Origin of the sequence: Pseudomonas baltica (assembly GCF_031880315.1) — a bacterium.
Taxonomy (GTDB): Bacteria; Pseudomonadota; Gammaproteobacteria; order Pseudomonadales; family Pseudomonadaceae; genus Aquipseudomonas.
Genome location: NZ_CP134771.1, coordinates 5,769,875 through 5,796,034, shown reverse-complemented (window position 1 = coordinate 5,796,034; position 26,160 = coordinate 5,769,875). Strand labels below are relative to the sequence as shown.

At 62.5% G+C, this 26,160-nt stretch carries 22 protein-coding genes and 3 pseudogenes; 14 read left to right on the top strand and 11 right to left on the bottom strand.

The genetic code is table 11. From position 1 onward, the window contains the following. Positions 1-6: 6 nt before the first annotated feature. Positions 7-882, top strand: coding sequence for a hypothetical protein (locus REH34_RS26400; RefSeq protein ID WP_311969760.1), 876 nt, complete (start codon positions 7-9; stop codon positions 880-882). Between the two features lie 35 nt (positions 883-917). On the opposite strand, the gene REH34_RS26395 is transcribed toward REH34_RS26400, so the two are convergent. Continuing rightward, positions 918-1,823, bottom strand: a complete 906-nt coding sequence (locus REH34_RS26395) for a LysR family transcriptional regulator (protein ID WP_311969759.1) — start codon at positions 1,821-1,823, stop codon at positions 918-920. Between the two features lie 111 nt (positions 1,824-1,934). Continuing rightward, a complete protein-coding gene (locus REH34_RS26390; RefSeq protein ID WP_311969758.1) occupies positions 1,935-2,069 on the bottom strand; it encodes a DUF2256 domain-containing protein in 135 nt (44 codons plus the stop codon). A gap of 498 nt (positions 2,070-2,567) precedes the next feature. Between REH34_RS26390 and REH34_RS26385 the strand changes: the two genes are divergently transcribed. Next, positions 2,568-2,840 (top strand): DUF3077 domain-containing protein, encoded by a 273-nt coding sequence (locus REH34_RS26385; protein WP_311969757.1) that lies wholly within the window; start codon positions 2,568-2,570, stop codon positions 2,838-2,840. Positions 2,841-3,006: 166 nt separating this feature from the next. On the opposite strand, the gene REH34_RS26380 is transcribed toward REH34_RS26385, so the two are convergent. Then, entirely contained in the window at positions 3,007-4,038 is a 1,032-nt protein-coding gene (locus REH34_RS26380; protein WP_311969756.1) for a histone deacetylase family protein, read from the bottom strand. An 18-nt stretch (positions 4,039-4,056) separates the two neighbouring features. Further along, complete coding sequence (locus REH34_RS26375) at positions 4,057-5,382, bottom strand: MFS transporter (protein WP_311969755.1); 1,326 nt, start codon at positions 5,380-5,382, stop codon at positions 4,057-4,059. A 161-nt stretch (positions 5,383-5,543) separates the two neighbouring features. Here REH34_RS26375 and REH34_RS26370 point away from each other — a divergent pair, with 161 nt between their 5' ends. Continuing rightward, entirely contained in the window at positions 5,544-6,482 is a 939-nt protein-coding gene (locus REH34_RS26370) for a LysR family transcriptional regulator (RefSeq protein ID WP_226502030.1), read from the top strand. Positions 6,483-6,518: 36 nt separating this feature from the next. On the opposite strand, the gene REH34_RS26365 is transcribed toward REH34_RS26370, so the two are convergent. Further along, positions 6,519-7,496, bottom strand: coding sequence for a LysR family transcriptional regulator (locus REH34_RS26365; protein ID WP_226502029.1), 978 nt, complete (start codon positions 7,494-7,496; stop codon positions 6,519-6,521). A gap of 152 nt (positions 7,497-7,648) precedes the next feature. Here REH34_RS26365 and REH34_RS26360 point away from each other — a divergent pair, with 152 nt between their 5' ends. From REH34_RS26360 to REH34_RS26330, 7 genes are all read left to right on the top strand, one after another. Next, positions 7,649-8,944, top strand: a complete 1,296-nt coding sequence (locus tag REH34_RS26360; protein ID WP_311969754.1) for an MFS transporter — start codon at positions 7,649-7,651, stop codon at positions 8,942-8,944. Positions 8,945-8,957: 13 nt separating this feature from the next. Next, complete coding sequence (locus REH34_RS26355; protein ID WP_226502027.1) at positions 8,958-9,713, top strand: class II aldolase/adducin family protein; 756 nt, start codon at positions 8,958-8,960, stop codon at positions 9,711-9,713. Then, positions 9,710-10,639 carry a glyoxylate/hydroxypyruvate reductase A gene (locus REH34_RS26350; RefSeq protein ID WP_311969753.1) on the top strand — a complete coding sequence of 310 codons (930 nt, stop codon included), beginning with the start codon at positions 9,710-9,712 and terminating at the stop codon, positions 10,637-10,639. Before REH34_RS26355 ends, REH34_RS26350 begins: the two co-directional genes overlap by 4 nt. A 21-nt stretch (positions 10,640-10,660) precedes the next feature. Next, entirely contained in the window at positions 10,661-11,890 is a 1,230-nt protein-coding gene (locus REH34_RS26345; protein WP_311969752.1) for a Zn-dependent hydrolase, read from the top strand. Between the two features lie 156 nt (positions 11,891-12,046). Then, on the top strand, positions 12,047-13,381 hold the full coding sequence (locus REH34_RS26340; protein WP_226502024.1) for an MFS transporter: 1,335 nt from the start codon (positions 12,047-12,049) through the stop codon (positions 13,379-13,381). Between the two features lie 55 nt (positions 13,382-13,436). Continuing rightward, complete coding sequence (locus REH34_RS26335; protein ID WP_311969751.1) at positions 13,437-13,829, top strand: RidA family protein; 393 nt, start codon at positions 13,437-13,439, stop codon at positions 13,827-13,829. Continuing rightward, complete coding sequence (locus REH34_RS26330) at positions 13,826-14,437, top strand: RraA family protein (protein WP_311969750.1); 612 nt, start codon at positions 13,826-13,828, stop codon at positions 14,435-14,437. The genes REH34_RS26335 and REH34_RS26330 overlap by 4 nt, the downstream gene beginning before the upstream one ends. Before the next feature lie 66 nt (positions 14,438-14,503). Here the strand turns inward: REH34_RS26330 and REH34_RS26325 are convergent, their stop codons facing one another. Further along, on the bottom strand, positions 14,504-15,358 hold the full coding sequence (locus tag REH34_RS26325; RefSeq protein ID WP_226502021.1) for a LysR substrate-binding domain-containing protein: 855 nt from the start codon (positions 15,356-15,358) through the stop codon (positions 14,504-14,506). A 112-nt stretch (positions 15,359-15,470) separates the two neighbouring features. On the opposite strand from REH34_RS26325, the gene REH34_RS26320 reads away from it, so the two are divergent. Then, positions 15,471-16,940, top strand: a complete 1,470-nt coding sequence (locus tag REH34_RS26320) for an aldehyde dehydrogenase family protein (protein ID WP_311969749.1) — start codon at positions 15,471-15,473, stop codon at positions 16,938-16,940. A 136-nt stretch (positions 16,941-17,076) separates the two neighbouring features. Here the strand turns inward: REH34_RS26320 and REH34_RS26315 are convergent, their stop codons facing one another. After that, positions 17,077-18,507, bottom strand: a complete 1,431-nt coding sequence (locus REH34_RS26315) for an NAD-dependent succinate-semialdehyde dehydrogenase (protein ID WP_311969748.1) — start codon at positions 18,505-18,507, stop codon at positions 17,077-17,079. A gap of 222 nt (positions 18,508-18,729) precedes the next feature. On the opposite strand from REH34_RS26315, the gene REH34_RS26310 reads away from it, so the two are divergent. Continuing rightward, a complete protein-coding gene (locus REH34_RS26310; RefSeq protein ID WP_311969747.1) occupies positions 18,730-19,221 on the top strand; it encodes a DUF2946 domain-containing protein in 492 nt (163 codons plus the stop codon). A 246-nt stretch (positions 19,222-19,467) separates the two neighbouring features. After that, a pseudogene (locus REH34_RS26305) lies at positions 19,468-21,457 on the top strand (TonB-dependent receptor). 107 nt (positions 21,458-21,564) lie between these two features. On the opposite strand, the gene REH34_RS26300 reads toward REH34_RS26305, so the two are convergent. Both REH34_RS26300 and REH34_RS26295 read right to left on the bottom strand, forming a co-directional pair. After that, positions 21,565-22,509, bottom strand: coding sequence for an aldo/keto reductase (locus REH34_RS26300; protein ID WP_311969746.1), 945 nt, complete (start codon positions 22,507-22,509; stop codon positions 21,565-21,567). A gap of 191 nt (positions 22,510-22,700) precedes the next feature. Next, entirely contained in the window at positions 22,701-23,597 is an 897-nt protein-coding gene (locus tag REH34_RS26295) for a LysR family transcriptional regulator (protein ID WP_311969745.1), read from the bottom strand. Between the two features lie 99 nt (positions 23,598-23,696). Here REH34_RS26295 and REH34_RS26290 point away from each other — a divergent pair, with 99 nt between their 5' ends. Next, complete coding sequence (locus REH34_RS26290; protein ID WP_311969744.1) at positions 23,697-24,224, top strand: heme-binding protein; 528 nt, start codon at positions 23,697-23,699, stop codon at positions 24,222-24,224. Positions 24,225-24,343: 119 nt separating this feature from the next. On the opposite strand, the pseudogene REH34_RS30395 reads toward REH34_RS26290, so the two are convergent. Next, a pseudogene (locus REH34_RS30395) lies at positions 24,344-24,931 on the bottom strand (methyl-accepting chemotaxis protein); the annotation flags it as partial. A 270-nt stretch (positions 24,932-25,201) separates the two neighbouring features. Next, positions 25,202-25,888 (bottom strand): annotated as a pseudogene (locus tag REH34_RS30390) (cache domain-containing protein); the annotation flags it as partial. Positions 25,889-26,160: the final 272 nt, after the last annotated feature.

Here is a 26,160-nt window from a genome sequence, read left to right as displayed (position 1 = left end):
TTCCGGATGGGTTTTCTTCTCGTCCTTCCCATCTTGATCAGCGGTTTCATCTACTGCCGATATAACTTTTACGACCGCGCGCTAATTTCCAAATTTGAAGGTCAGACGTTATACCTTCACATCGCCATGCGCGGCATTATCATCGCGCTGCCAACCGTCGCGATTTCGTTTCTTGCTGAATACCTGAGCAATGGATTTTTTGGGTTCTCCGATTTCCTGGCTAAACGCGGGATCACCAAAGTCGAAGAAAAAGACCTGTTCACAACTGTTCTATGTTGCGTATGTGTATCACCGCTAGTTGCCTATCTCTCAGCTCGGCTTAGATTCCAGTTCACCAAAATTCGCTATGGCATCAAAACGAACTACCTGGCTGAACTGTTCATCCTGGAGACGATGCTGCCCCTCAATACTCATCAGGCTCTGCTGCTGAAGTCTCTCACCAGCCGTCACCTTTACATGTTCAGCATGGAAGATCGCAAAGTCTACATAGGCTGTGTTTCCGGTATCGGCAGCCAACAGGATCGGGAATCCGACTTCGACGAAGGCTTTTCAATTATTCCGGTTTCAAGTGGATACAGAGACAAAGACTCGCTGACGGTTCGTTTCACTACCCACTACGATAAAGTCCTGCACGCCATCAAAAAAGCGCGCATGCCCGCATCAGCGATCGCTGAAGGTACTGAAGACGCCCCCCTCAAGACCGAAGAGCAACTCGACGAGCTTGGTAGCGTATTTTCAATCAGCCTCCTGCAGAAGAACATCGTGTCCATGACCCGGTTCGAGCACGACGTCTGGAACCAGTTCAAGCAACATGAACTCAATAATCCGCCGTCAACGAGCCTTGAAAATGCAAAGCTGGACGCGTTGGAGTCTGCAGATTGAGCCATCACGCTGTATGACTTTCAGCCGCACGGACTCTACCGTGCAAGTCCGTAGCTGCGCATGGCTGCGGCCAGCATCTCCTGGCACTTGAGCGAGGCGCTGGACTGCGGGCGGTTGCGGTATACGCACAAGTCGATGCGCACGCGGCCCAGGTCGTCATCGGCGATCGGCACGGCTATGAGGCCATCGCTCAGGTCCCGTGCTTCGGCGTCTATCTGGGGCAGGATCAGCACCGCCGAGCCAAGGCGCGCCAGGCTTTTCTGGGTTTCCAACGAGCTGGTGGTGAACACGGGCGTGAAGCTGACGCCACGCTTTTTCGCCGCCAATTCCAGCGCCTGACGCACACCATAGGCGGCATCGGGGATCGCCAACGGTTGACCCTGCAATTCGGCCAATTCGATGCTGTCGCGGCTGGCGAAGGGGTGTTCGGCGCTGACCAACACGCGGTGCCAGAGCTCGCATTGCGCGGTGACTTCGACATCGGCGCGCTCGGGTAAATAGAAGGCCAGGCCCAGATCGGCCTCGCCGCTACACAGCGCGTCGACCGTGGCTGAAGCACTGGCGATGACGATATTGAAGGTGACCTTGGGGTGGGCGCGGGACAGCGCTGCGAGGACTGGCGCCAGCATGGTCGAGACGATGCTTTCCGAGACAAAGATGCTGATGTTGCCGGCGATCTGACTCTGGCGGCTGCTGATGACTTCGCGCACCTGCTCCATCCCCCGCAGGGTGATCGCGACTTGCTCGGCCAGGCATTGGCCGTCGGCAGTGAGGCGGATGCCGCGAGCACCACGTTCGATCAGGGTTGCACCGAAGAAGTGCTCCAGGTGCTCGATTTGTCGGCTGACGGCAGTGGGGGTGACATAGAGGCGCTCAGCGGCTTTGCGCAGGGAGGCGCAGCGGGCGACTTCGTGGAAGTAGCGTAGGGCTCGGAGTTGCATGGTGGGGTCCGCTTTTAGGGGCGCAATTGCATTTGCCTTGCAAGATGCGTCCCGAAGTTGGCGTCGGTGCCCTTGGCCAAGCAGTTCGCCACTCATTCCCGCGATAGCCCCCTAGGCAGACTTCTGACGTTTGCAGCGCTCAGAGCAATAACGAACTTCATCCCAGCAGCGCGCCCATTTCTTGCGCCACGAAAAAGGACGGCCGCAAGTAGCGCAATTCTTGGAGGGCAATTCACTTTTCTTCACGGAGACTCTTACCTCTTGACCACGATCCCACATTCCTGGATTTACACGCCTGCGTTTCCGGTCTGCATGGCGTCCCCAGGAATTGTATGCTTCGGTACGTTGCCTTGCATGACGGCCTTGATAGCAGGCCGCCAATACCTAAACCGCCTGACCTTGCGCCGACGTCCATCGCGCGGTGCAACGCGCATTTTTGTCACCCCGAGGGCAGCCCTGGCCTTGAACGCTTGTGGTCGAGCGGCGAGAGGGTTAACCTCTCGGCCGTCGCTGCACATCAGCGATCTGGGCTTGGCGGCCTGGTATACACGGCGCAAAAGCGCCCATCCCCGTAATGCAGGCGCATTTTTTTCGTCTGCATTACGGTGCTATGGCGAATTGCGCAGGGACCTCTTCGGAGGTGCCGGTTTCCGTGTACCGGTCCGCCAACCTTGTGCAATTCGCCACCCAATCCTGCTTGGCGGCAGAAGGTGGTGATCCTTTTTCTACACGGATACTTACCTAATGACTCAAGCGAATCTCCATCTCCACACCGCTGGCACCACCCCTTTCGGCCGCTCCCTTGACGGCCACAAGCTGTTCACTGTCAACCCTGACATCCCCGCCATCGACGCGCTGGAACACGCCTCCATCCTGCAGGACTGCGCCAACAAACTGATGACCGAAGCCGCGTTTGGCGATCCTACCGGGCATGCAGCCTTGTCCGCCGTTTACCTGAACGAAATGGGCAAGGCGCTGATGGATGATGTTGCTCAAGCGATGGCGGCAGCGGTCTGATCTGCTTCTCCCGCGCCAATCTGATGTACAGGCGAGACTCTGCGCGGGCCTGACCGGGCGCTGAAATTGTCCAACAGGGTGTTGGACAATTCCTCGGGGGCATATCCAGTGCTGCTTGCCAAGCTGAACGCCCCACAGCAGCACCGCGCCTGCGCTAAAACGGCCGTTAAGCCGCTGGCTGCCAGGCTTGCGGCCCCACAAAAAACGCCCGTGCATTATCCTCGAGCGATTCCAGGTGATAGCCACCCTCCTGAACAATCACGCACGCCAACCCGAGGCTGCGCACCCGCTCGCCCAAACGCGCAAAGCCCTCGGTCGTCACTGCCACCTTGCTCTGCGGATCGAGCTCGTAGATATCAAAGCCCAACGACAACACCAACACTTCGGCTCCGAACGCCCGAACCGCCTCAAGCGCCTGCTCCAGCTTGTCCATGAACACCGCTTCAGACGAACCATGAGGCATCGGCAAGTTGACGTTGCACCCTTCCCCCGCGCCGCTGCCGCGCTCGTCCTCGAAGCCCGCCACACCCGGATAGAAGTTGGTCGGATCGCCATGAATCGACACATACAACACATCATCCCGATCGTAGAAGATCTCCTGAATCCCCTGCCCGTGGTGCATGTCGCTGTCCAGCACCGCAACCTTGCCATAACGCGCCCGCAACGCCTGGGCTGCCACCGCCGCACCATTCACATAGCAAAACCCACCCGCGGCTTCGGCGCGGGCATGGTGCCCCGGCGGCCGACACAACGCATAGGCAGCGGGTTCACCATCGATCACCGCCTGCGCCGCTGCCACGGCACATTGCGCCGACCAATAGGCCGCGCGCCAAGTGTGCTCCCCTACGGGGCAGCTGCCATCCGCCAGGTAGCGGCCGGCCTGGGCGAGAATGCCGCGCAACGCATTGGGCTCACGGACGAAGATGTTAGACATGACTTCATCACCCCAATCCTCGGGCACCTCTTTCCAGCGCTGGTGGGCTTCCTCCAAAAATGTCAGATAGGCAGCACTGTGCACCGCTAGCAGCGGCGCCAATCCAAAGTCAGCCGGTTGCTCGACGACGAACCCCAACGACTCAGCCGCCTTGACCAGGTTCAACGCCCGCTCAGGCACTTCCTGAGGCGTGCGCATCTGCCCCCGCGAGTAATAACTGCGCGGATGGTGAAGCAGTTGTTCCGGATGAAAGAAACTACGCATGACATTTACCTCCAAGAATTAGTGTGCAGCGGCCATTTCAAGCCCGTGAGCCAACGCATGCCGACGCGCCAGCGCCAACACGCAAATCAGCGAAGTCCCGGCAATCAAGGTGTAGAACACCGCCATTGGCCACCACTGGCCCGGGTAGGAATGGGCCAGCCAGGTGCCGATCAACGGCGTCAAACCACCCGCCACCGCACCGCACACCTGATACGCCAGGGAGATCGCGGTGTAGCGCACGCGGGTCGCAAACATCCCACTGACGAACCCGGCGATCACCGCATAGAACGACGCCATGCACACCACCGCCAAGGCGATGCCGACAATGATCTTGCTTGGCTGACCACTGCTCACCAGCACGAACATCGGGTACGGCGAGGCCATCGCCAAGGTCGCCATCACCGCCAAAAACCGTGTGGCGCCCACCTTCTCGGCAATCCACGCAGCAGCCGGCTGAATGCAGAACTGAATGATCGAGACCACGAACAGGCATTCCAGAATCAGCGAGCGCGGCAGCCCGAGTTGCTGGGTGCTGTAGGCGATCATGAAGGTATTGGTGAAGTACACCCCAGCGATACCGAGAGTGTTGGCGCCGATGCACAACAGCAATGGCCGCCAGGCCGTTTTCAGCACCTCGACCACGGGCGCCTGCTCGGTGTGGCCAACCAGGCTGCGGGCTTGTTCAGCCTTGGCCTTGCCGTCGAGGAACTCCGGCGATTCATTGACCCCAAGGCGAATCACCAGCCCCACGATCAGCAACAACGAACTGGCCAGGAATGGCAGGCGCCAACCCCAGCTCATCAGGTCGGCTTCCGGCAAGCGGGTGATGGCGCTGAATGCCAGCAGCGAGAGAATCAAACCGGCCGGGCTGCCCAGTTGCGCGAAGGACGCGAAGAAATTGCGCCGGCCTTTGGGAGCGTGCTCGCCGGCCATCAGCACCGCGCCGCCCCACTCGCCGCCGACGGCGATGCCTTGCACCACCCGCAGCAGGATCAACAGCACGGGCGCGGCGACGCCGATCTGTGCATAGCTGGGCAGCAAGCCGACGCACACGGTGACCACGCCCATCATCAGTAAGGTGATGATCAAGGACTTTTTGCGCCCGATGCGATCACCCACATGGCCAAAGATGATGCCGCCCAGCGGCCGCGCGAAGAAGCCCACGGCGAAGGTGCCGAAGGCGGCCATTGTGCTGAACAGTGGGTCGCTGGAGGGGAAGAACAGTTGGCCGAACACCAGAGCGGCGGCCGTGGCGTAGATGTAAAAGTCGTACCACTCGATCATGGTGCCGATAAATGCGGCGGCCGCAGCTCTGCGTGGCTGCGACTGAGCAGGACGGTTCATGGAATTGACTCCCTTGGGGTTGTTTTTTTGGCAGGAGAAAGGCGAGCAACACCGGCGCTCTGATGGCGCTTGGCGGATTGATTTTTTGGCCGGGGGCTATGATTAGTCAATGTTCTATTTATTATGCATATTATAAATGTGAATTATGATCGGAAATTTCAATGGAAGATGTACGCCGCGAGTTGCCCCTGCTCAACGATCGTCTGGACTGGAACCTGCTGCGCACCTTCAGGGTGATCGGCCAGGAGCTGAGCATCAGCCGTGCAGCAGCGCGCCTGCATCTGACGCAGCCTGCGGTAAGTCAGGCCTTGAAGCGGCTGGAGGAGCAGCTCGGGTATCAATTGATCGCCCGCCGCGGGCCGCGTTTTGATCTCACCGAAGCCGGGCACAAGATCTTCGCCATGGCAGGCGAGATGTATGGCCAGGTGTCGCAGATGAGCCATACGCTGGAGCAGCCGGGGGATGACGTGGTGGGCAAGGTGCGCATCCTGATGGTCAGCCGCATCGTCAATGCGCGTTTCGATAACTACCTCGCCACGTTTCACCGCCAGCACCCGCGGGTGGATTTCGAGATCGATGTGATGCGCAGTTCGGATATCGTCAGTGCGCTGCTGGAGAAGACGGCGAGCCTGGGCATCAGCCTCAATCGGCGGCCGCAGCCGAGGCTCGAACAGCAGCTGTTTCAGCGTCAACGCTATAGTTTTTACTGCGGCCAGCAGCATCGGTTGTTTGGTCAAGCCGGGCTGACGCTGGAGCAGTTGCAGGCGGAGAATTTCGTCAGTTTTACCAGTGATCAGATCGGCGGGATGCTGTCGCCGTTGACCATTTTCCGTGATCAGCAGGGGTTCAGCGGGCGGATCGTGGCGTCATCGCCGAGCCTGGAGGAAATACGCCGCCTGGTGATCGCCGGAATGGGCTTGGGGTGTTTGCCGGAGCATGTGGTGGCCGAGGATCTACGCAATGGATTGCTGTGGCAGGTGCCGCCGTACGAAGGGGTGGCTGATGTGGATATCCATCTGCTGTGGAATCGGGATCAGCGCCGCACGCGGGCGGAAACGGTGTTTATCGAGGGAGTGGTGCGCTGCATGGCGGACGCGTGACGCCCACGCCTCTTGCAGCGCGGGGGTGTGGGGGTATCAGACTACATCAGCTGGCGAGCCTTCGATCACCTGCTGGAACGCCTCCAGAAACACCGTCTCCGCCCGGCTCATCCGTTGCTCGCGGTTCCACATCAAAAACACGTCCACATCCACCACCCCTTCCGCGGGCGGCAAGCGCCAGATCAACCCGTTGTGCAGATCGATATCCACGAGGTGCTCCGGCAGGCACCCCACGCCATACCCCGCGATGATCAACCGGCGAATCTCCTCGAAGCTCGACGATGAAGCGACGATCTTCCCGGTAAAACCCTGCTGATCGCGAAACATGGTCAGCGGCGACAGATTCCCGCCCACCTGGTCACTGGTAAAACTCACAAAATTCTCGCTCTGCAATGCTTCCAGCGGCAGCTTGCGCTGGCCAAACAACCGATGTCGCTTGCCGCAGAAAAAAGCATAGCGCTGACGCAACAGCCGCACCCGCTCCAGCTTGGTCTGCGGAAACCGGCAAAGCCCCAGCCCGACAGTGGCGGTGCGCTGGCTCAAGGCGCTCTGGATGTCGGAGCTGCGCATCACCTCGACCTCCAGTTCGACGCGCGGATGGTCACGATGAAACTGCACCAGAAAATCGTCGTACAGCGCCGACTGGACCCGGCTGATGGTGAGGATGCGCACCTTGCCGACCACGTCATCCTCGGGGTTCTTGAGGGTTGCCGACAGCCGAGCGACATTGCCGTAGATCTCCTCGGCGATGCGCAGCACTTCTTCGCCGGCCGGCGACACATCGAATCGCGGCCCACGGCGCAGGATCAATTTGCACTCCAACTGCTCCTCCAGTCGCTTCAACGACTGGCTGACCGCCGATTGAGTCAGAAACAGCCGCGCCGCCGCCCGGCTGATGCTCTTCTCCTGGCCGATGACCAGGAAGGCCCGTAGCAGATTCCAGTCCAGGCGATCGCTCAAAAACCGCCGGCTCTGCCAGTTCTTGAGGCCCGCTTCCACGTCCTGATCGCTCATCGCCCACCATCAGTAGTATGGCTAATAGTTAGATTAAGTATTAGCAAATTGATTAAAGATGCAGGGTAAGGGATAAAGACTGCAAGCGCCACAGAGCGCAACGTGATCAGCCTCGACACCCTGCCAGAACACTAAAAACCAAAGGGCCTTGCATGCAGACTTCATCGACCCAGCCCCGTCGCGCGGCGGCTGCAGCCTTCGTCGGCACCACCATCGAATTCTATGATTTCTATATCTACGCTACGGCCGCAGCGCTGATTCTCGGCCAAGTGTTTTTCCCTAGCAGCGACCCGACCGTAAATACCCTGGCGGCGTTCGGCACCTTTGCCGTCGGCTTTATCGCCCGGCCCCTGGCGGGTATGGTATTCGGCCACTTGGGCGACCGCCTCGGTCGCAAAAAGATGCTGCTGCTGACCATCGTGTTGATGGGCCTGGCGACCACCGGCATCGGCCTGTTGCCCAGCTATGCCAGCGCGGGCATCTGGGCGCCGATCGGCCTGGTGGCGCTGCGTATCATCCAGGGCATCTCGGTGGGCGGCGAATGGGGCGGCGCGGTGCTGATGGCCAGCGAGCACGCACCGGCCAGGCGCAAGACCTTCTACGCCTCGTTTGCGCAACTGGGCAGCCCGGCCGGCCTGCTGCTGGCACTGATCGCGTTTCGTCTGGTGACCTCGCTCGAACCCGCGCAATTCGCCGACTGGGGCTGGCGCCTGCCGTTTCTGGCCAGTGGCGTGCTGATGCTGATCGGCCTGGTGATTCGCTTCGGTGTCGATGAATCGCCCGAGTTCAAAGAGGTCGCCAAGCGTGGCGCAACCGCCCAGTACCCGGTCGCGCAAGTGATTCGCACCTGCTGGCGGCAGATCCTGTTCGCCGCCTGCGCGGTGACCATTGGCTCGGCGGGCTTCTTCTTCACCAACACCTTCATGATCACCTACGTCACCCAATACCAAGGCATCTCCCGAGCGACCATCCTCGACTGTCTGTTCGTGGTGACCCTTTTGCAGTTCATCTCGCAACCGTTGAGCGCGCTGCTGGCCGAGCGCATGGGTGAAGGGCGCTTCCTGATGCTCACCGCGCTGCTGTCGATGGTGATGCCCTATCCGATGTTCGTGCTGGTCGGCACCCAGAACATCGTGCTGATGACCCTCGGCATCGCGATGGCGGTAGTGACGTTGTCCGGCCTGTACGCGGTGATCGCCGGCTACATGGCCCAGGCCTTCCCGACGCATTTGCGCTACAGCGGCATCTCGCTCGCTTACCAGCTGATCTGCGCGATTGCCGGCGGCACCACACCGATCATCGGCACCCTGCTCGCTTCCCATTTTGCTGGCCAGTGGTTGCCACTGGCCCTGTTTTTCACCCTGCTGTCCGCCGTGTCGCTGTTCGGCGTGTGTGGTCTGGCGCGCCTGCGTGGCGAGCACAGCGCACTGCCGCAGCCGGCGATCTGACAAGGAGCTCCCCATGCATCAACCCGAGCACATCGACCCCGTGGAATGGCAGGCGCGCTGCGAACTCGCCGCACTGTACCGACTGGTCGCGCACTTTCGCATGACCGACCTGATCGACACGCATATCACCCTGCGTATCCCCGGCCCCGAGCATCACTTTTTGATCAACCGTTACGGGGTGATCTTCGAGCGCATGAAAGCCAGCGATCTGGTGCGCATCGACCAGCACGGCAATGTGGTCAACGGCGATCTGGCCACCAGCCGCGTCAATGCCGCAGGCTTCGTGATCCACTCGGCCATCCACATGGCACGCCCGGACCTGGCCTGCGTGATTCACACCCACACCGCCGCCGGCATGGCCGTCGCCGCGCAGGAGCAAGGCTTGTTGCCGATCAGCCAGCATGCGCTGCGCTACTACGGCAACCTGGCGTACCACACCTATGAAGGCATCGCCTTGTCGCTGAGCGAGCGCGAGCGCCTGGTGGCCGACCTCGGCCCGCACAAGGCGATGATCCTGCGCAACCACGGCCTGCTGGCCGCGGGCACCAGCGTCGGCCATGCCTTTCAGGAGATCCACTTTTTGGAGCGTGCCTGCCAGGCGCAAGTCCAGGCCTTGTCTGGCAATAGCAAGCTGGTCTATCCCAGCGAAGAAGTCTGCCGCTTGACTGCAGAACAATTTGCCCGCGATGAAGCCGATGAAATCACCCACCTCAGTTGGCTCGCCACTCTGAGCCTGATCGAAGACCAACGCGAGTCCTACTGCTCATGACCACTGTGGTGCTGCTCAGCAAAGACGAGCGCCTGCTGCAACAACTGCAGGCTGCCTTCGCCACCCACGCGCCTCATCTGCGTGCGGTACTCGCCGACGATCCGGCGGCCAACGATGCCGTTGCGGCAGCGTGCTGGTATCCGCCCGCAGGCAGCCTCGGGCGCCTGCCAAATGTGCGCCTGGTGCACTCGGTCGCAGCCGGGGTTGACCATTTGCGCACCGACCGCAGCGGCGCCGACCTCCCCATCTGTCGGGTGGTCGACCCTGATCACCGACGTGGCATGACCGAGTACGTGCGCTGGGCCGTGCTGCACTATCACCGCGATTTCGACCGGGTCATCGCCCAGCAGCGGAACAGCCAGTGGCAGCGTCATCCGCAACGCGCGGCCGGGCAGTTCAAGGTCGGGGTCATGGGCCTTGGCTCGCTGGGCGCGGCCATTGCCGGGGACCTGGCCGGTGCCGGCTACGACGTGCGCGGTTGGGCGCGCAGCGAGCGGCAACTGACCGGCGTGGCCTGCTATCACGGCGATGAGCAGTTCGCCTCCTTTCTCGATGGCCTCGACCTGCTGGTCAATCTGCTGCCCCTGACCGATGCCACGCGCGGCATTCTCAACGTCAGCACCTTCGAAAAACTCGCCCGCGGCGCAGCCATCGTCAACGGCGGTCGCGGTCAGCACCTGCTCATCGACGATCTGCAACAGGCCCTCGCCAGCGGCCAGTTGCGCGGCGCGGTGCTGGATGTGTTCGAGCACGAACCGCTGGCCGCCGATCACCCACTGTGGCAGATGCCCGGCGTGGTGGTGACGCCGCACATGGCCTCGGCCGCCGCCCACGATTGCATCGTGCGCCAGGTCGCGGAGAACACCCGGCGGCTGCTCGGCGGCGAAGCCTTGAACAACCTGGTCGACCCTTCATTGGGTTACTGAAGCAGCGGCAGGAGAGACTTTATGAACGTATTGAAATGCAACGGCGAACGCTTGTGGAGCAGCCTGATGGACATGGCCAAGCTCGGCGCCACCGACAAAGGCGGCAACTGCCGGTTGGCCCTGTCCCAGGAAGACAAACTCGGCCGCGAGCTGTTCATCGGCTGGTGCACCGAGGCCGGCATGAGCACCGCCTTCGACGCCATCGGCAACCTGTTCGCGCGCCTGCCGGGCCTCGACGACAGCTTGGCGCCGGTGGTGATGGGCAGCCACCTCGACACCCAGCCCAAGGGCGGGCGTTTTGACGGTATCTATGGCGTGCTTGCCGGGCTTGAAGTGGTGCGCAGCCTCCAGGATCAAGGCTTGCGCAACAAGCGTCCGATCGAGATTGCGGTGTGGACCAACGAAGAAGGCGCGCGCTTCACACCGGCCATGTTCGGCTCGGCGGTGTTCACCGGCAGCTTGGCGCTGGACACCGCGTTGAATGCCCAGGACAGTGCAGGCATGAGCGTGCGGGATGCTTTGAATGAAATCGGCCATGCCGGTGCCTCGCCATTGCAGCGGCCCTTCGATGCCTATTTCGAAGCGCATATCGAGCAAGGCCCGATTCTCGAAGACAACGGCCTGCCCGTGGGCGTGGTCACCGGTGGTCAGGCGATCTGCTGGCTCGACGTGCAGGTGCAGGGCCAGAGCGCCCACGCCGGCACCACGCCCATGGCGTTGCGCAAGGATGCGCTGTTCGGTGTCGCCGAGATGGCCGCGCAACTGGAAGCGCTGGCGCTGGACTTCAGCCCCAAGGGCCTCGTCACTATCGGCCAGGTCGCGATCGCCAAGTCGTCGCGCAATACCATCGCCGGCAACGTGAGCTTTACCGTGGATCTGCGCCATCACCAGGACGCGCAGATCGCGATCATGGAACAGGGCGTGTTCGAGCGCTTCCAGGCGATCGCCGACGCGCGCGGCCTGAGGTTGAACATCGAGCGCCACTGGCTGAGCCCGGCAACCCCCTTCGACAGCGATTGCGTCGACGCCGTACGCCGCGCCGTCGAGGCACTGGATTATCCCCATATGGACATCGTCAGCGGTGCCGGCCACGACGCCATCCTGCTGGCCCGCCACTGCCCCACCACCATGGTGTTCATCCCGTGCGTGGGCGGCCTGAGCCACAACGAAGCCGAGGCGATATTTCCCGAGGACGCGCGCAAGGGCTGCGACGTGCTGCTCAACGCGGTGACCGAACGGGTACAACGCTGAACTGAACCACAGCAAAGCCGCAAGGGCCCGGCGAGGCCCTGCTCCCCAATAAAAGCTTCACTGCACCAGCGCCCGGACGCGGGCGCCGCACTACTCGCACTCTGCCAATCAAAAACACTATCCGTTGAGCATCGGCTCATTTTGGAGACATAAGGCATGAACAGTTCTGCGCGCATACCCGACCAGGTGCTGACCCAGGCAGCCCCGGTCAACATGAAAAAAGTCGCGGTGGCCAGCGTCATCGGCACCACCGTCGAGTGGTACGACTTGTTCGTCTTCGCCACGGCATCCGCCCTGGTGTTCAACAAGATCTTCTTTCCGGCGTTCGATGCGCTGGTGGGCACCTTGCTGGCCTTCGGCACCTTCGCCTCGGCGTATGGCGCGCGGATCGTCGGTGCGGCGTTGTTCGGCCACTTCGGCGACAAGCTCGGGCGCAAGTCGATGCTGTTGATTTCGCTGCTGGTGATGGGTGCGGCGACCTTCGCCATCGGCCTGTTGCCCGACTACGCCGCCATCGGCGTGTGGGCGCCGATCCTGCTGCTGAGCCTGCGCATCATCCAGGGCCTGGCGCTGGGCGGGGAATGGGGCGGCGCGGTGTTGATGGCGGTGGAGCATGCGCCGGCTCACCAGCGCGGCTTGTATGGCTCGTGGGTGCAGATCGGAGTACCGGCCGGCACCATGATCGCCAACCTGGCCTTCCTCGCCATCGCCACCTCGCTGTCGCCCGAAGACCTGCTGGCCTGGGGCTGGCGCATCCCCTTCCTCGGCAGCGCCTTGCTGATCGCGGTGGGCTTGTACATCCGCCTGACCATCACCGAGACCCCCGCCTTCAACCAGGCCAAACAGACCGAACCTGCGGTCAAGGTGCCCCTGGCCGAGATCTGCCGCAAGTACTGGAAGCAGGTGCTGCTGGGCGGTATCGCGACCATGTCGACCGGCTCGTCATTCAACATCATCGTCGCCTTCGGCCTGACCTACGGCACGCAGACGTTGGGCTTCACCCGCCCGGTGATGCTCAGCGTGGTGCTGGCCTCGTGCGCGCTGTGCGTGTTCATGCTGCCGGCCTTCGGCGCGTTGTCCGATCGCTGGGGTCGCAAGCCGGTGATCATCGGTGGCATCGTCGCCGAAGCGCTGGTGGCCTTTCCGATGTTCTGGCTGATGGACACCCGCGAGCTGCCGTTGGTGTTCCTCGGTTACATGCTGCTGATGACCGCGTTTGCCGCCAACTACGGCCCGATCGCGACCTTTCTGGCCGAGCTGTTCGGCACCAAGGTGCGCTACTCCGGACTGTCGGTGGCCTACATGCTCTCCGGCCTGCTGGGCAGCGCCGCGACGCCCATGGTCACCACCGCGCTGCTGAACTGGACCGGCAAGGGCTCGTCGGTGGCCTGGTACATGATCGGCACCGCCCTGCTGTCACTGATTGCGTTGTTGCTGCTGACCGAGACCTTCAAGCGCGACCTGACCGCCACCGCTGCCAAGCCGGCCTGAACACCATAACCCGGCGGCCGCAAGGCAGCCGGGCCCTGCATTGATGAGGTATGACATGAAGCGCATTACCGCCGCCCCCGGCACCATCGGCCCGGTCGGGCCCTACTCGCAGGCCGTGATCAGCGGCCATCTGGTGTTCACCGCCGGGCAGATACCCGCCAGCGAAAGCCTGGATTCGCAACCCGAGACCTTTGAAGAACAAGTGCGCCAGACACTGCGTAATCTGGAAGCCATCCTGATCGCCGCCGGCTCCGACTTCGACCATGTGATCAAGGTCAACGGCTACCTCACCGACCCGGCGCAACTCGAACCCTTCAACCGTGTGTACACCGAGGTCCTCGGGCATGCCCCGCCGGCCCGCACCACCGTGTGCGTGTCGCTGTGGGGCGTGAGCCTGGAAATCGACTGCGTGGCCGAACTGATCAATCACCCTGGGGTGCAAGCATGAGCGTTGAACTGGAAGCAAAACTGCAGCGGGTGAGCTTCGCGACCTTGGGGCATTTTCTCGAGGACGGGTTTGTCAGCCATCTCGTTCGCTCACAACTGACCGGGGTGAAAGTGGTCGGACGTGCCCGCACGTTGCGGTTGGTCAACGCCGATGCGTTCGCGGTGAATCACGCACTGGTCAGCCTGTTGCCTGGCGAGGTGCTGGTGATCGACATGCAGGGCGACCATCACCACGCTTGCGTCGGTACGGTGACGGCCTGCGCGGCTACGGCCAAGGGCGCCCGCGCGATTGTGGTCGACGGTGTGGTCACCGATATCGTGGAACTGCGCGCCGCCGGGCTGCCGATCTTCGCGCGTGGGACCAGTTTGTTGACCACTAAACTACGCAGCGATCCTGCCAGCGCGCAGAACGTCGAGATTCAGTGTGGTGGCGTGACTGTCGTGCCTGGCGCTTGGGTCCTGGGCGACGACAACGGCCTGTTGATCACCTCGACCGAGGCGCTCGAAGCGGTGATCGATATCGCCCTGGCCAGTGATGCGGCGGAGCCGGCGTTGCTGGAGCGGATGCAGGATGGCGAGGCGATCGAGACGGTGTTGCGGATGGTTTGAATCTGACATCTGGCGTTTGCATGACGTATCACGCTCGAACGCCTCGACAACTTGCTCAGCGCCAGCTCACTGCCCCTCCAACAGGCCCAGCAAGCGCTGCGCATTGCGCGTCAAATGCCCGCTGCGCCAGATAAAATACAAGCTCGAGCGCCCCGCCTCACCCAACGAATGCACCCGCACTGCCGTACGCCCCGGCAAGGTCTCGAGCATCGCCCGCGGGATCCAGGCCGCGCCAGCGCCTGCGCTCACGCAGGCCAGCATGGTGTGGTACGACTCCATCTCGATCAGTTGCAATGCCTCGCCGCCCGAAGCCTCCAGCCAGCGATCCAGGCGCAGACGGAACGAGCAATTCTGCCTGAAGCCGTAGATTTCACGGCAGTTCAGATCAGACGCGAGCACGACCCGCGGATGGGCCTTTTCGGTGATCAGCACCAAGTCGTCGGCAAAGGCATAGCAACTGTCCAGCGCCGGGGACTGCACCGGGCCATCGGTGAGGGCGATGTCGAGATTGCCCTCGGCAACCTGGCTCATCAGCACCTCGGACACATCGCAGCGGATATCCATGCTCACCAGCGGATGGTGCTGACGAAAGCGCCCCACCAGTTGCGGCATGAACGCCACCAGGCCGACGTCCAGCGCGCCCACGGTCAGGTGCCCGCCCACTTCCTCCTCGCGGATCAACGCCTTGGCGCTGTCGCTGAGCTCGACGATTTGCCTGGCCCGCGGCAGAAAGGCGCGGCCTGCCGGCGACAGCGTCAGGCGCTGGCGTTCGCGCACGAACAGCTGGCACTCCAGATCGGCTTCAAGCTGCTGGATGCGCAAGGTCACGCCAGATGGCACCCGGTGCAGTTCCTTGGCGGCGGCGGTGACCGAGCCGGTTGTGGCGACGGCGCAAAAGGCGCGCAGTTGTGAAAGCTGCATTAGCTGTTCTCTTTTTCGAAAAACCCGGCTCAATATATTTCAATTTCCACAACAGATGTAAACGCCTAGGGTGGGCTCATCGACTTTCAACTGCCTCCAGGAGAGCTCCCCCATGTACGAAGACCTGATCCAGGCCCTGCTACCTCGTGAACCCGCCCACTACATCGGCGGCCAATGGCAGCCAAGCATCGAGGCCAGCGAAGTGCTAAACCCGGCCACCGAAGCGCGCATCGGCCAGGTCGCCGAAGGTGACGCCAAGACCGCCGAGCAAGCCGTCGCCGCCGCCGCCAAGGCGCAAAAGGGCTGGGCCCGCCTGGGCCTGGCGGCACGCGCCGACCACCTGCAACGCCTGCTCGAACAGGTGCAGGAAAACAGCGAAGCCCTGGCGCGCCTGCTGGTGACCGAACAAGGCAAGCCGATCAAGGAAGCCCGCGCCGAAGTGCAAATGGCCTTGACCATGCTGCGTTACCACGCCGGCCTGGGCTTCCGCCAGACCGGTCAGGTGATGGCGAGCGGCACACCGGGGCGCACCATCAGCATCCGCGAAGAACCCTATGGCGTGGTCGCGGCGATCATTCCGTGGAATTTCCCGCTGGCGATGTTCCTGCGCAAAGTGGCGCCGGCGATCGTCGCGGGCAACGCCATCATGGTCAAACCCAGCGAGAACACCCCGCTGTCGTCCCTGGCGATGGCCACCCTGTGCCAGCGCGCCGGCATCCCCGCCGGTGTGGTCAACGTGGTCACCGGGCCGGGCAAATCCCTCGGTGATGCGCTGGTTCGCCATGCACAAACCCACCTGGTAACCATGACCGGTTCGACCCGCGCCGGCATGCAGATCCTCCACGCCGCCGCCGACAAGATCGTCCCGGTGTCACTGGAACTGGGCGGCAAGGCGCCGTTCATCGTCATGGCCGACGCCGACATCGAACGCGCCGCCAAGGACGCCGTGGCCTCGCGCATGACCAACTGCGGCCAGGTGTGCATCGCCAACGAGCGCACCTACGTGCACAGCAGCGTGCATGATCGCTTCGTCGACGCCGTGGTCCGTGAGGTCAAGCAACTGCAATTGGGCGACCCGCAGGCCGAAGGCACCGATATCGGCCCTAAAGTCAGCGCCGCCGAGCGTGACAGCGTCAACCAGCACCTGAAACGCGCCCTCGAACAAGGCGCCCATGTCGCCTTCGGTGGCCCGCAAGCCCTGCCGGCTGGATTGAACCAGGGCTATTGGGTCGCGCCCACGGTGTTGACTGGCGTCGCCAGCGATGCGGATATCCTCGCGGCAGAAGTGTTCGGTCCGATCCTGCCGATCGTCGCGTTCGAGTCCGAGCAACAGGTGATCGACCTGGCCAATGCCAGCGAGTACGGCTTGAGCGCCTATGTGTACACCCGCGACCTGGGCACGGCCAATCGCATGGTCGACGAGTTGGAGAGCGGCGAGGTCTACGTCAACCGCATCGGCCCGGAAGAAATCAACGGCTTCCATGCTGGGTGGAAACGCTCCGGTCTGGGCGGTGATGACGGTGAACAAGGCTACCGCACCTATGTGCGTACCAAGGTCACTTATCTGGATTACAACCAGTAAGCTCACCTGAGTCCGCCAGCCCGCAGCGACGATCCTGGCACGGCTGCCCTTGGCAGCCATTGCCGTGGCCCTGAAGATCGCCAATGAAAAGCCGCCGAGGCATGCACCTCGGCGGCTTCTTCGTGACTGCAACTGCTTAGTTGAACTGCGTCACCAGCTTGGTGTTCAGATACGCCTCGATCGCTTCCGTCCCGCCTTCCGAACCATAGCCCGAATCCTTGACCCCACCGAACGGAATTTCCGGCAGGCCGATGCCCTGGTGGTTGATGGACAGCATGCCCGCTTCGATCCCGTAGCTCAGCGCGTGAGCGGTGCGGGTCGAGGTGGTGAAGGCATAGGAGGCCAGGCCGTAGGGTACGCGGTTGGACTCGGCAATGGCCTCTTCGACCGTGTCGAATGGCACCATGAGCGCTACCGGGCCGAAGGGCTCGTCGTTCATGATGGTCATGTCCGGGGTCAGGTTGGACAGCACCGTCGGCGCAAAGAAATTGCCCAGGCCTTCATCCGCCTTGCCGCCCAGTTCGACCTTGGCGCCCTGCGCTACGGCCTCGCCGACCAGCTTCGTCAAGGCCGTCACGCGCCGATCATTGGCCAGCGGGCCCATGGTCACACCATCGCTCAAGCCGCCACCGACCTTGATCTGCCCGGCCAGCGCGACGAACTTCTCGACGAACTGCGCGTACACCCCACGCTGCACCAGAAACCGCGTGGGCGACACACAGACTTGCCCGGCATTGCGGAACTTGGTGCCGACCAGCACCTTGACGGCATTGTCGATATCCGCGTCGGCGAACACGATGGCCGGCGCATGGCCGCCCAGCTCCATGGTCGCGCGCTTCATGTGCTGACCGGCCAGTGCCGCCAGTTGCTTGCCCACTGGCGTGGAGCCGGTAAAAGTGACCTTCTTGATCACCGGGTGGGCGATCAGATAGCTCGACACCTGCGCCGGATCACCGTAGACCAAACCGATGACGCCCGCGGGTACGCCGGCGTCGGCGAAGGCGCGGATCAACTCGGCCGGCGATGCCGGGGTTTCCTCGGGGGCCTTGATGATGATCGAGCAGCCCGCCGCCAGTGCCGCAGATAACTTGCGCACCACCTGGTTGATCGGGAAGTTCCACGGCGTGAATGCGGCCACCGGGCCGACCGGCTCGCGGATCACCTTTTGTTCGACGTTGGGGCTGCGCCCTGGAACGATACGCCCATAGGCACGGCGGCCTTCTTCGGCCATCCAGTCAATGATGTCCGCCGCCGAGGCGACCTCGGTCAGGGATTCAGCCAGCGGCTTGCCCTGCTCCTGAGTCATCAGGTTGGCGATGGCCGGCTGGCGCTCGCGCAGCAGCTGCGCGGCCTTGCGCATGATCTTGTAACGGTCGAAGGCACCGACCCGACGCCAGGCGGCGAAGCCTGCTTCAGCCGCGGCGAGGGCCTCGTCCAGATCGGCGATATCGGCATGGGCGACCGTGCCGATGGCCTCGTTGTTCTCGGGGTTGAGGACGCGGATGCTGCGCCCGTCCTTGCTGTCTCGCCAGGTGCCATTGATGAACAGCTGTACGTTGGGATACATCGCTACCTCGACTTGGCTCGCCATCAGCCATGGGATGAGTGTTCAAGCTGGCCCGACATAATAGGGGTATATACCCACATTATCCAGCCCCTCGAGTCGGTGGAGGGTAACGCTTGCAACGGTGCGGATAAAGCGCGCGCCTGACGAAAGATAATTACCTGGCGCGCATTAATTTGAGGCACGTTCAATCGTCTTTGCTGGATCGTCGCGCACGATTGCTGGATGATGGCGACGCGCTATTCCAGCCCCTTGATCGGCAGTACCGTGGCTCACTCCTCATTCCATCCCACTCGCAGCAGGTCCACTGGCGCCCGACACGGCGCCTGGCTCGGCCTGTTCGCGATGTGGATGATCTTTGTCGGGCCGCTGATCTCGCAGACCCTGCCAAGCATGGCAGCGCCCGCCATGACCATGTCGATGTCGATGCCTATGGGCGTGTCGATGTCCATGGGCAGCAGCCTGCAAGCGTCTGCGGATTCGTCTCACGACCATGATCATGGCCAGCAAGGGGAACTGCACGCGCTGTGGGAAAAGTGCGGTTATTGCAGCTTGCTGTTCCACTCTCCTGCGGCTGGCCACACCTCGCCGACCTCGCTGTTTACCGCACTGGCTCCGGCCACCGCTGCGGTGCCGCGCTCCCTGCGCGGCCATCGCCAGCCCCTCGCCCTGTTTATCGCCGGGCCCCGCGCCCCGCCCGCCCTGTACCTGGGTTGAATCACGGCGAGGCGCCGCCCGGTTGGGCCGTACTTGCCATCTGACTTCTACTTGAAGCGCGCTCCAGCGGCCTTGTTCATGCCGCGCGGGAGAATCACGCTCACCCGCGCCTGGCCAGTCGACCCGACCCGCCGGCGCGGCGGCGTACGCGCTTGCGTTCAGGGATATCGCACCATGTTTCAACGCTTTTCACGCCACACCCTGCGGGCCTCGGCGCTGTTCACCTTGCTGCCGCTAGAGCTTGCCATGGCCGACACCGCGCCGGCCGCCGGCTCGACACTCACCTTGGGCACCGTCAATTTGGCTACCGTCAACGTCTCCGGCAGCGCGAGCGGCCCGTTAGCGACCAGCAGCGTCTTGAGCTCCGTCGATATCCTCGGCGGCGACCTGATCGAAAAAATGCCGGTCGCCTATAGCTGGGAGCTGTTTCGCCGCACGCCTGGGGTGACCCTCACCGAGTTCAACCAGGGCACTACTTCAGGCAAGATCTCCTTTCGTGGCTTCAACGGCGAAGGCGAAGTCAACGCCGTCAAAGTCCTGATCGATGGCATCCCCAGCAACAGCAACGACGGCAATATGCCGTTCATGGACATGATCTTCCCGCTCGACATCGACCACATCGAAGTGGTCCGCGGCACCAGCGACCCGCGTTATGGGCTCAACAACATCGCTGGCAACGTCAATATCTACACGCGCCTGGGCGGCGACTACACCAAGGCGCGAGTCCGGGTGGGCAACTACAACACCCAGGAGCTGCAACTGGCCAAGGGCATCGAAACCAGCAACTGGACGCAGAATTACTTCTTCGCCTACCAGAAGAGTGACGGCTATCGCGATCACGCCGATGCCGACAAATTTTCACTCGGCGGCAAGTGGTTCTACACCCCCTGATGACGGCAGCTACCGTGTGGGCCTCATCGCTCGTCACTACGAAGCCGAGGCGCAAGAGCCGGGCTACCTCACCGAACAGAACGCCCACGACCACCCGCGCATGACCAATACCTACAACGACAGCGACCAGGGCACCCGGCGCATGAACCAGCTCAGCCTGCACCTGGATACCGATCTCACCGAGCAACTGGCCTGGGGCGCCAAGACCTACGTCAACACCTTCGACGACCGCCGCTGGACCCAATACTGGCGCACCACCGCGCAGCAGGAGCGCGACGCCTATGAAACCCAATACGGCGCCATCACCACCCTGACCTGGCGGCCTGTGGTCCGCTGGCTGAACGACTTTGCCCTGGAAGGCGGCCTGGACGTGCAGAAGCAGGACAACCAAAGCGAGCGCTACCGTACGGTCGAGCGCGTGCGTCAGGCGCAGACCCGCGATCAGCAGTTCGATTTCGACACCTATGGCGGCTACGTGCAGGCGGTGATCCAGCCCGTCGAATCGTTGAAGATCATCCCCGCCTACCGGGTTGATCGCGTCGCGGGCGACTTCACCAACCGCCTGACCGGGCAGCACTACGACATCAACGATTACGGGCTGATCAAGCAGCCGAAAATCAGCGTGGTCTACTCGCCCTGGCAACAGGCAAGCCTGTACGCCAACTGGGGGCGCACCTTTCAGGTCGCTACCGGTTCGGCGGCGTACAAGGTGCCGCCGAACAACGACGATCTGGCGCCATCGCTCAACGACGGCTGGGAAACCGGGATCAAGTTCACCTCTGCGCAGTGGATAGACGGGCGCGTCGCCTATTGGCAACAACAAGCGTCCGGCGAGTTCAGCCGCCGCCTCAACGACCCCACCGGTGCCTCCGACAACGTCGGCAAGACCCGGCGCTGGGGCTACGACGCGCAGGTCAACCTGCACCCCGATACCCGCACCGATGTGTGGCTGGCCTACTCCTGGCAGTACTCGAAAATTCTCGAGCCGGGGGGTACTTACCCCGACAGTAAAGGCCGCGAGATCGACCACGTGCCGCACCACCTGTACAGCGCCGGCGCCAACTATCAACTGAGCAAGAAGTTGCAGCTGTCGGCGTGGATGAACGGCCAAAGCAATTACTATCTGGAGAAGAACAACACCCAGGGGACCTACGGCGCATACGTGCTGATGAACCTTGGCGCGAGCTACAGGGTGAGCGACTCGGTGAGCGTGGATGTACAGCTGAAGAACGTTGCCAACCGCTACTACGAATATGTGTGGTATGACCCCGATGGCGCTGTGGCGGCGCTGCACTCGCCGGGGGATGGCCGAGCGCTTTATACCGGCGTGACGTTCGATTTTTGAGCTGATCTCAAGGGCCTCTTCGCGGGCAAGCCTCGCTCCCACAGGTGTACGACGTTGGAACAGTTCCATCAGCTGTGGGGCAAGGGTGCGCGTTCGGCGGCGGAAATTCAGGCCTCGCTCAACGCCTTCACTTGCGCAGCGCTGAGCTTCAGCGTTGCCGCCCTGGCGAAACTCTCCACCTGAGCCACGCTGGTGGCACTGGCGATGGGCGCGGTCACACCTTCGCGGGCGATCAGCCAGGCCAGGGCCACTTCCGCGGGCTTGGCGCCATGATCGGCCGCGACGCCGTCCAACACGTCGAGCAGCGCCAGGCCGCGTTGGTCCAGGTACTTGCCGACTTTCTCGCCGCGCTTGCTCTGGCTCAGGTCGGCCTTGCTGCGGTACTTGCCCGACAGAAACCCCGACGCCAGGCTGTAGTAGGTGACCACGCCGATAGTGTTGGCGATGCAGGTCTCGCGCAGCGCGCCATCGAAGCTGGCGCGGTCGTACAGGTTGTACTCCGGTTGCAGCACCTGATAGGCGGGCAAGCCCTGTTCCTTGGCCACCTTCAGCGATTCCTGCAACTGCGCGGCGTCCAGATTGGACGCGCCCACCGAGCGGATCTTGCCGGCCTTGAGCGCGGCGTCATAGGCACTCAGGGTTTCGGCATAGGGCGTCTGCGGATCGGGCCAGTGGGAGAAATACAGGTCGATATGATCGGTGCCCAAGCGTGCCAGCGAAGCGTCGAGCGCCTTGGGAATATAGGCACCGGACAGGCCCTTGTTGCCCTCGCCCATGTCGGCACCGACCTTGGTGAAGATCGCCACCTTCTCACGTGCACCAGGGCGCGCCTTGAGCCAGCGACCGATAATGGTTTCGGATTCACCCCCCTTGTTGCCGTCGGCCCAGGCCGAGTAGACATCGGCGGTATCGATGGCGTTGAAGCCATGATCGACGAAGGCATCGAGCACGGCGAAACTGGTCTTTTCATCGATGGTCCAGCCAAACACATTGCCGCCGAACACCAGCGGGACGATATCGATACCGGTATTGCCAAGTGGACGCTTGTGCATTTCGCTCTCCTTGAACGAGGGATGGAAACCAGAAGGTATGAAAGCTGACGCCATCTTGCGCCTTTGGTTCGCACTGGCTGGATGAAATCTGCTTTCAGCTTCGGCTCAGGTGACACCTGTGCGAGCAAAGCATGCTCGCGAAAGGGCCGCCAGCATCGCCGCAGACGTCACTGGCAAAATCACCACCCCATTCAACCACTGAACCCCACAAACCACTGACTCAGCGCCTCGATGAACAACCCCACCTTGCGCGACTGCGCGGAGCGCACCGGGTGTATCCCGTAAAACGACACCGGCTCCGGTTCGTACGTGTCGAGCACGGTGCACAGGCGGCCGTCGGCAACCTGGGCCGCCACTTCCCACCAGGACTTCTGGGTCAGGCCCAGGCCCTGTAACGCCCAGTCGATGGGCAGCTCGGAGTTGCTCGCCACCAGCGCGCCCTCGACCCGCAAGGTCTGCGCCTGTGCCCCCCGGCCGAAGCGCCAGTCGGCGTGAAAGTGCCCCTCGTGATTGAACAGCAGGCAACGGTGTCGATGCAGATCCGCAGGCGTCACGGGCGTACCGGCCGCGCGCAGATAAGCAGGGCTGGCCACCACCACTCGGCGTGTGTCGAACAACTGGCGACCGGTGAACTGGCTGTCGATCAGCGGGCCGCCGCGCACGGCGATATCGAAGCCCTCGCCGACGATGTCGCTGAAGCGATCGTCGAGGGTCAAGTGCACCTGAATCTGCGGATGCGCCTGGCAGAACGCGCCGACCAAGGGCGCGATATGCCGCCGACCTAGCGGGCCCGGCGCCGTCACCCGCAGCGGGCCGCGCGGCGCCACGCTGGCCTCCAGCACCAAGGACTCCAGCGCGGCGATGTCGGCGACGATGTCCCGCGCCCGCTCGAGGTAGAGCTGCCCGCTCTCGGTAAGCATCTGGCTGCGGGTGGTGCGGTGCAGCAGCTTCACACCCAGGCGGCTTTCCAGGGCCTTGACCCGATCGCTGACCACCGAGCTGGCCAGGCCCAGGCTACGCCCCGCCGCTGAGAATCCACCTTGGCGGGCCACCTCGACGAATACCGCCATATCGGAGATTTCATGCATGGCAATTGTCCGGTTTTTCGGAAAGACATTCCGAGAATATCCGGTTTCTGCCATGGGCGCTGTTGCCGATACTGGAGCTTTCCCACAGGAGATTGCCCTATGGCCCTGAATCGCCGCTTCGCTTTGCCGCTGTTGACCCTCACTGTAGTGCTGGCCGCCAACGCCGCCAACGCCGCTCCGCCTGCGTTGATCACCACGCAAAAATTGCCCTGGCAGACCGCTGAACAGCTAGCCAGCAAGGCGGTGCAGATCTGCGCGGCGCGTGGCTATTCGGTGACGGCCGCGGTGGTCGATCCATCCGGGCACGAACAGGCGGTGATCAAGGGCGATACGGTGCCGTTGCAGTCGTTGTCGGTGTCTTATCGCAAGGCCTATACGGCGTTTTCCTATGGCCAGGCGTTCGACAAGAACAGCACCAGCGAGCTGATCGCCGCGCATCTGGACGGCCCCACCAACGGCGCGCTGAATACCGTGCCTGAGGTGTTGTTCATTCCCGGTGGCGTGACCTTGCGCCGTGCCGATCATCAGGTGATCGGCGGTCTGGGGGTTTCCGGGGCGCCGGGTGGCGACAAGGATGAAGCCTGCGCCAGCGAGGCGGTGAAGGCGTTTCAGGCTTCTTTCCAGTAAGCACTGACGACCTTGAATGTAGCGAGGGTGCTCGCCCCAAGTTCAAGATCCGCTCAGAGAGCAGATGTGGGGCGAATCCCTGTCGCGGCGCCCCCTCGCTATTGTTCCAGCAGTGACGGTCACACCTTGAACTGCCTCAACAACCCATTCAACTGCTCACTCAAGCCCTTGAGCTGCAAGCTCGCCACGTTCGATTGCTCCGCCGCCAGCGCCGCCTGGCGAGACAATTGCGCGGCCTGGGTGACGTTCTGATTGATGTCCTCTACCACATGGGACTGCTGCAAGGTCGCACTGGCGATCGACGCATTCAGCCCGTTGATATTGCCTAACGCATTGCGAATCGACGTCAGGCTATTACCCGCCAGCTCCGCTTGCTCGATGGTCAACTGCGAGGCGCGACTGCTGTCGCCGATCACTTTCACGGCGGCATCGGAATGGCTCTGCAGGCGCTCGATCATGCTGTGGATTTCAGCGGTGGATTTCTGCGTACGCTGGGCCAGCAGGCGCACCTCGTCTGCCACCACCGCAAAGCCACGGCCCTGATCCCCGGCCCGCGCTGCCTCGATGGCGGCGTTGAGGGCCAGCAGGTTGGTCTGCTCGGCGATCGAGCTGATCACTTCCAGCACGCTGCCGATCTGCGTGCTCTCGCTGGCCAGGGTGCGGATCACCCCGACAGCTTGATCGATGGTGCCGGACAACGCGCCGATCTGGCGCAGGCTGCTGTCGATATTCGCTTGCCCTTGCTGCGCCTGGGATTGCGCGTCGCGCATCTCGCTGGCGGCATGCTCGGCGTTCTTGGCCACATCCTGCACGCCATAAGTGACCTCGTTGACCGCCGTTGCCACCAGCTCCATCTGCTCGGATTGCTGCTGGCTGCGCGCTTGCGCCTGATCGGCGTTGCTGCCCAGTTCCAGCGATGCCTGGCCAAGGCCAGTGGCCGATTGCTGCAGCTCGCCGACCACCCGGCGCAGCTTGGCGGTGAAGCCATTGAAGTGCCGGGCCAATTGGGTGACCTCGTCATTGCCATCGGTGGACAGGCTGCGCGTCAGGTCGCTTTCGCCGCTGGCGATATTGGCCATGGCCTGCACGGTGGTATTGAGCGGGCCGAGAATGCTGCGCGAGATCATCACCAGCAGCGCCATCATCACCACAATGATCGCCAGACTGATCGACGAGGCTTTCCAGACCTGATGCACGAACTCGGCCTGCACGTCGTCGACATACACCCCCGAGCCGATGATCCAGCCCCAGGGCGCGAACAGGCTCACGTAGGAGGTCTTGGCCACTGGCTCACTGGCGCCCGGTTTGGGCCAGCGGTAGTTGATCATCCCCGCGCCCTTGGTCTTGGCCACGGTGACCATCTCGTTGAACACCTGGAAACCGTCCGGGTCCTTGATGCCCGACAGATCCTGGCCCACCAACTTGGGGCTGGTCGGGTGCATGATCATCACGGGGCGCAAGTCGTTGATCCAGAAGTAATCGGTCTGGTTGTAGCGCAGCGCGCGAATGGCTTCGATGGCCTGTTGCTGGGCCTGTTCACGGGTCAGGGTGCCGGCCTTTTCGAGGCCCTGGAAATACTCCAGCACGCCATTGGCGGTCTGCACCACGTGCATGGTTTTCAGTGCCTTGGCGTCGTAGAGGTCATCGTGAATCTGCTTGAGCATGGCCCCGGACATCACCACTAGCATCAGCACCGCGACAACCAGAATGAGCCAAAGCCGTCGACTGATGGAAAGACTGCGCATATTCATGACCCTCGATGGAGTTATTGCTTTTGTTATAGGCATAGCAGGTCGGCGCACGAATGCGCTGTTACTTCCAAGGCTGTCGGCGTCTTTCGATTAAACATTAGCGCAGCGCCCCACTGTGCTGGATTACGGCAGAAGCGTCGTGACCCAGTGGTGGGCCGTACAGCCAGTCGATTCGGGGCAAGCCC

Coding starts and splice junctions, on each gene's coding strand:
- REH34_RS26295 (WP_311969745.1), bottom strand. CDS start 23,597: ATGCATGAAATCTCCGATATGGCGGTATTCGTCGAGGTGGCCCGCCAA.
- REH34_RS26340 (WP_226502024.1), top strand. CDS start 12,047: ATGAACAGTTCTGCGCGCATACCCGACCAGGTGCTGACCCAGGCAGCC.
- REH34_RS26380 (WP_311969756.1), bottom strand. CDS start 4,038: ATGCGTAGTTTCTTTCATCCGGAACAACTGCTTCACCATCCGCGCAGT.
- REH34_RS26300 (WP_311969746.1), bottom strand. CDS start 22,509: ATGCACAAGCGTCCACTTGGCAATACCGGTATCGATATCGTCCCGCTG.
- REH34_RS26360 (WP_311969754.1), top strand. CDS start 7,649: ATGCAGACTTCATCGACCCAGCCCCGTCGCGCGGCGGCTGCAGCCTTC.
- REH34_RS26395 (WP_311969759.1), bottom strand. CDS start 1,823: ATGCAACTCCGAGCCCTACGCTACTTCCACGAAGTCGCCCGCTGCGCC.
- REH34_RS26335 (WP_311969751.1), top strand. CDS start 13,437: ATGAAGCGCATTACCGCCGCCCCCGGCACCATCGGCCCGGTCGGGCCC.
- REH34_RS26325 (WP_226502021.1), bottom strand. CDS start 15,358: ATGCAGCTTTCACAACTGCGCGCCTTTTGCGCCGTCGCCACAACCGGC.
- REH34_RS26345 (WP_311969752.1), top strand. CDS start 10,661: ATGAACGTATTGAAATGCAACGGCGAACGCTTGTGGAGCAGCCTGATG.
- REH34_RS26315 (WP_311969748.1), bottom strand. CDS start 18,507: ATGTATCCCAACGTACAGCTGTTCATCAATGGCACCTGGCGAGACAGC.
- REH34_RS26385 (WP_311969757.1), top strand. CDS start 2,568: ATGACTCAAGCGAATCTCCATCTCCACACCGCTGGCACCACCCCTTTC.
- REH34_RS26375 (WP_311969755.1), bottom strand. CDS start 5,382: ATGAACCGTCCTGCTCAGTCGCAGCCACGCAGAGCTGCGGCCGCCGCA.
- REH34_RS26310 (WP_311969747.1), top strand. CDS start 18,730: ATGATGGCGACGCGCTATTCCAGCCCCTTGATCGGCAGTACCGTGGCT.
- REH34_RS26320 (WP_311969749.1), top strand. CDS start 15,471: ATGTACGAAGACCTGATCCAGGCCCTGCTACCTCGTGAACCCGCCCAC.
- REH34_RS26290 (WP_311969744.1), top strand. CDS start 23,697: ATGGCCCTGAATCGCCGCTTCGCTTTGCCGCTGTTGACCCTCACTGTA.
- REH34_RS26330 (WP_311969750.1), top strand. CDS start 13,826: ATGAGCGTTGAACTGGAAGCAAAACTGCAGCGGGTGAGCTTCGCGACC.
- REH34_RS26350 (WP_311969753.1), top strand. CDS start 9,710: ATGACCACTGTGGTGCTGCTCAGCAAAGACGAGCGCCTGCTGCAACAA.
- REH34_RS26400 (WP_311969760.1), top strand. CDS start 7: ATGGGTTTTCTTCTCGTCCTTCCCATCTTGATCAGCGGTTTCATCTAC.
- REH34_RS26365 (WP_226502029.1), bottom strand. CDS start 7,496: ATGAGCGATCAGGACGTGGAAGCGGGCCTCAAGAACTGGCAGAGCCGG.
- REH34_RS26355 (WP_226502027.1), top strand. CDS start 8,958: ATGCATCAACCCGAGCACATCGACCCCGTGGAATGGCAGGCGCGCTGC.
- REH34_RS26370 (WP_226502030.1), top strand. CDS start 5,544: ATGGAAGATGTACGCCGCGAGTTGCCCCTGCTCAACGATCGTCTGGAC.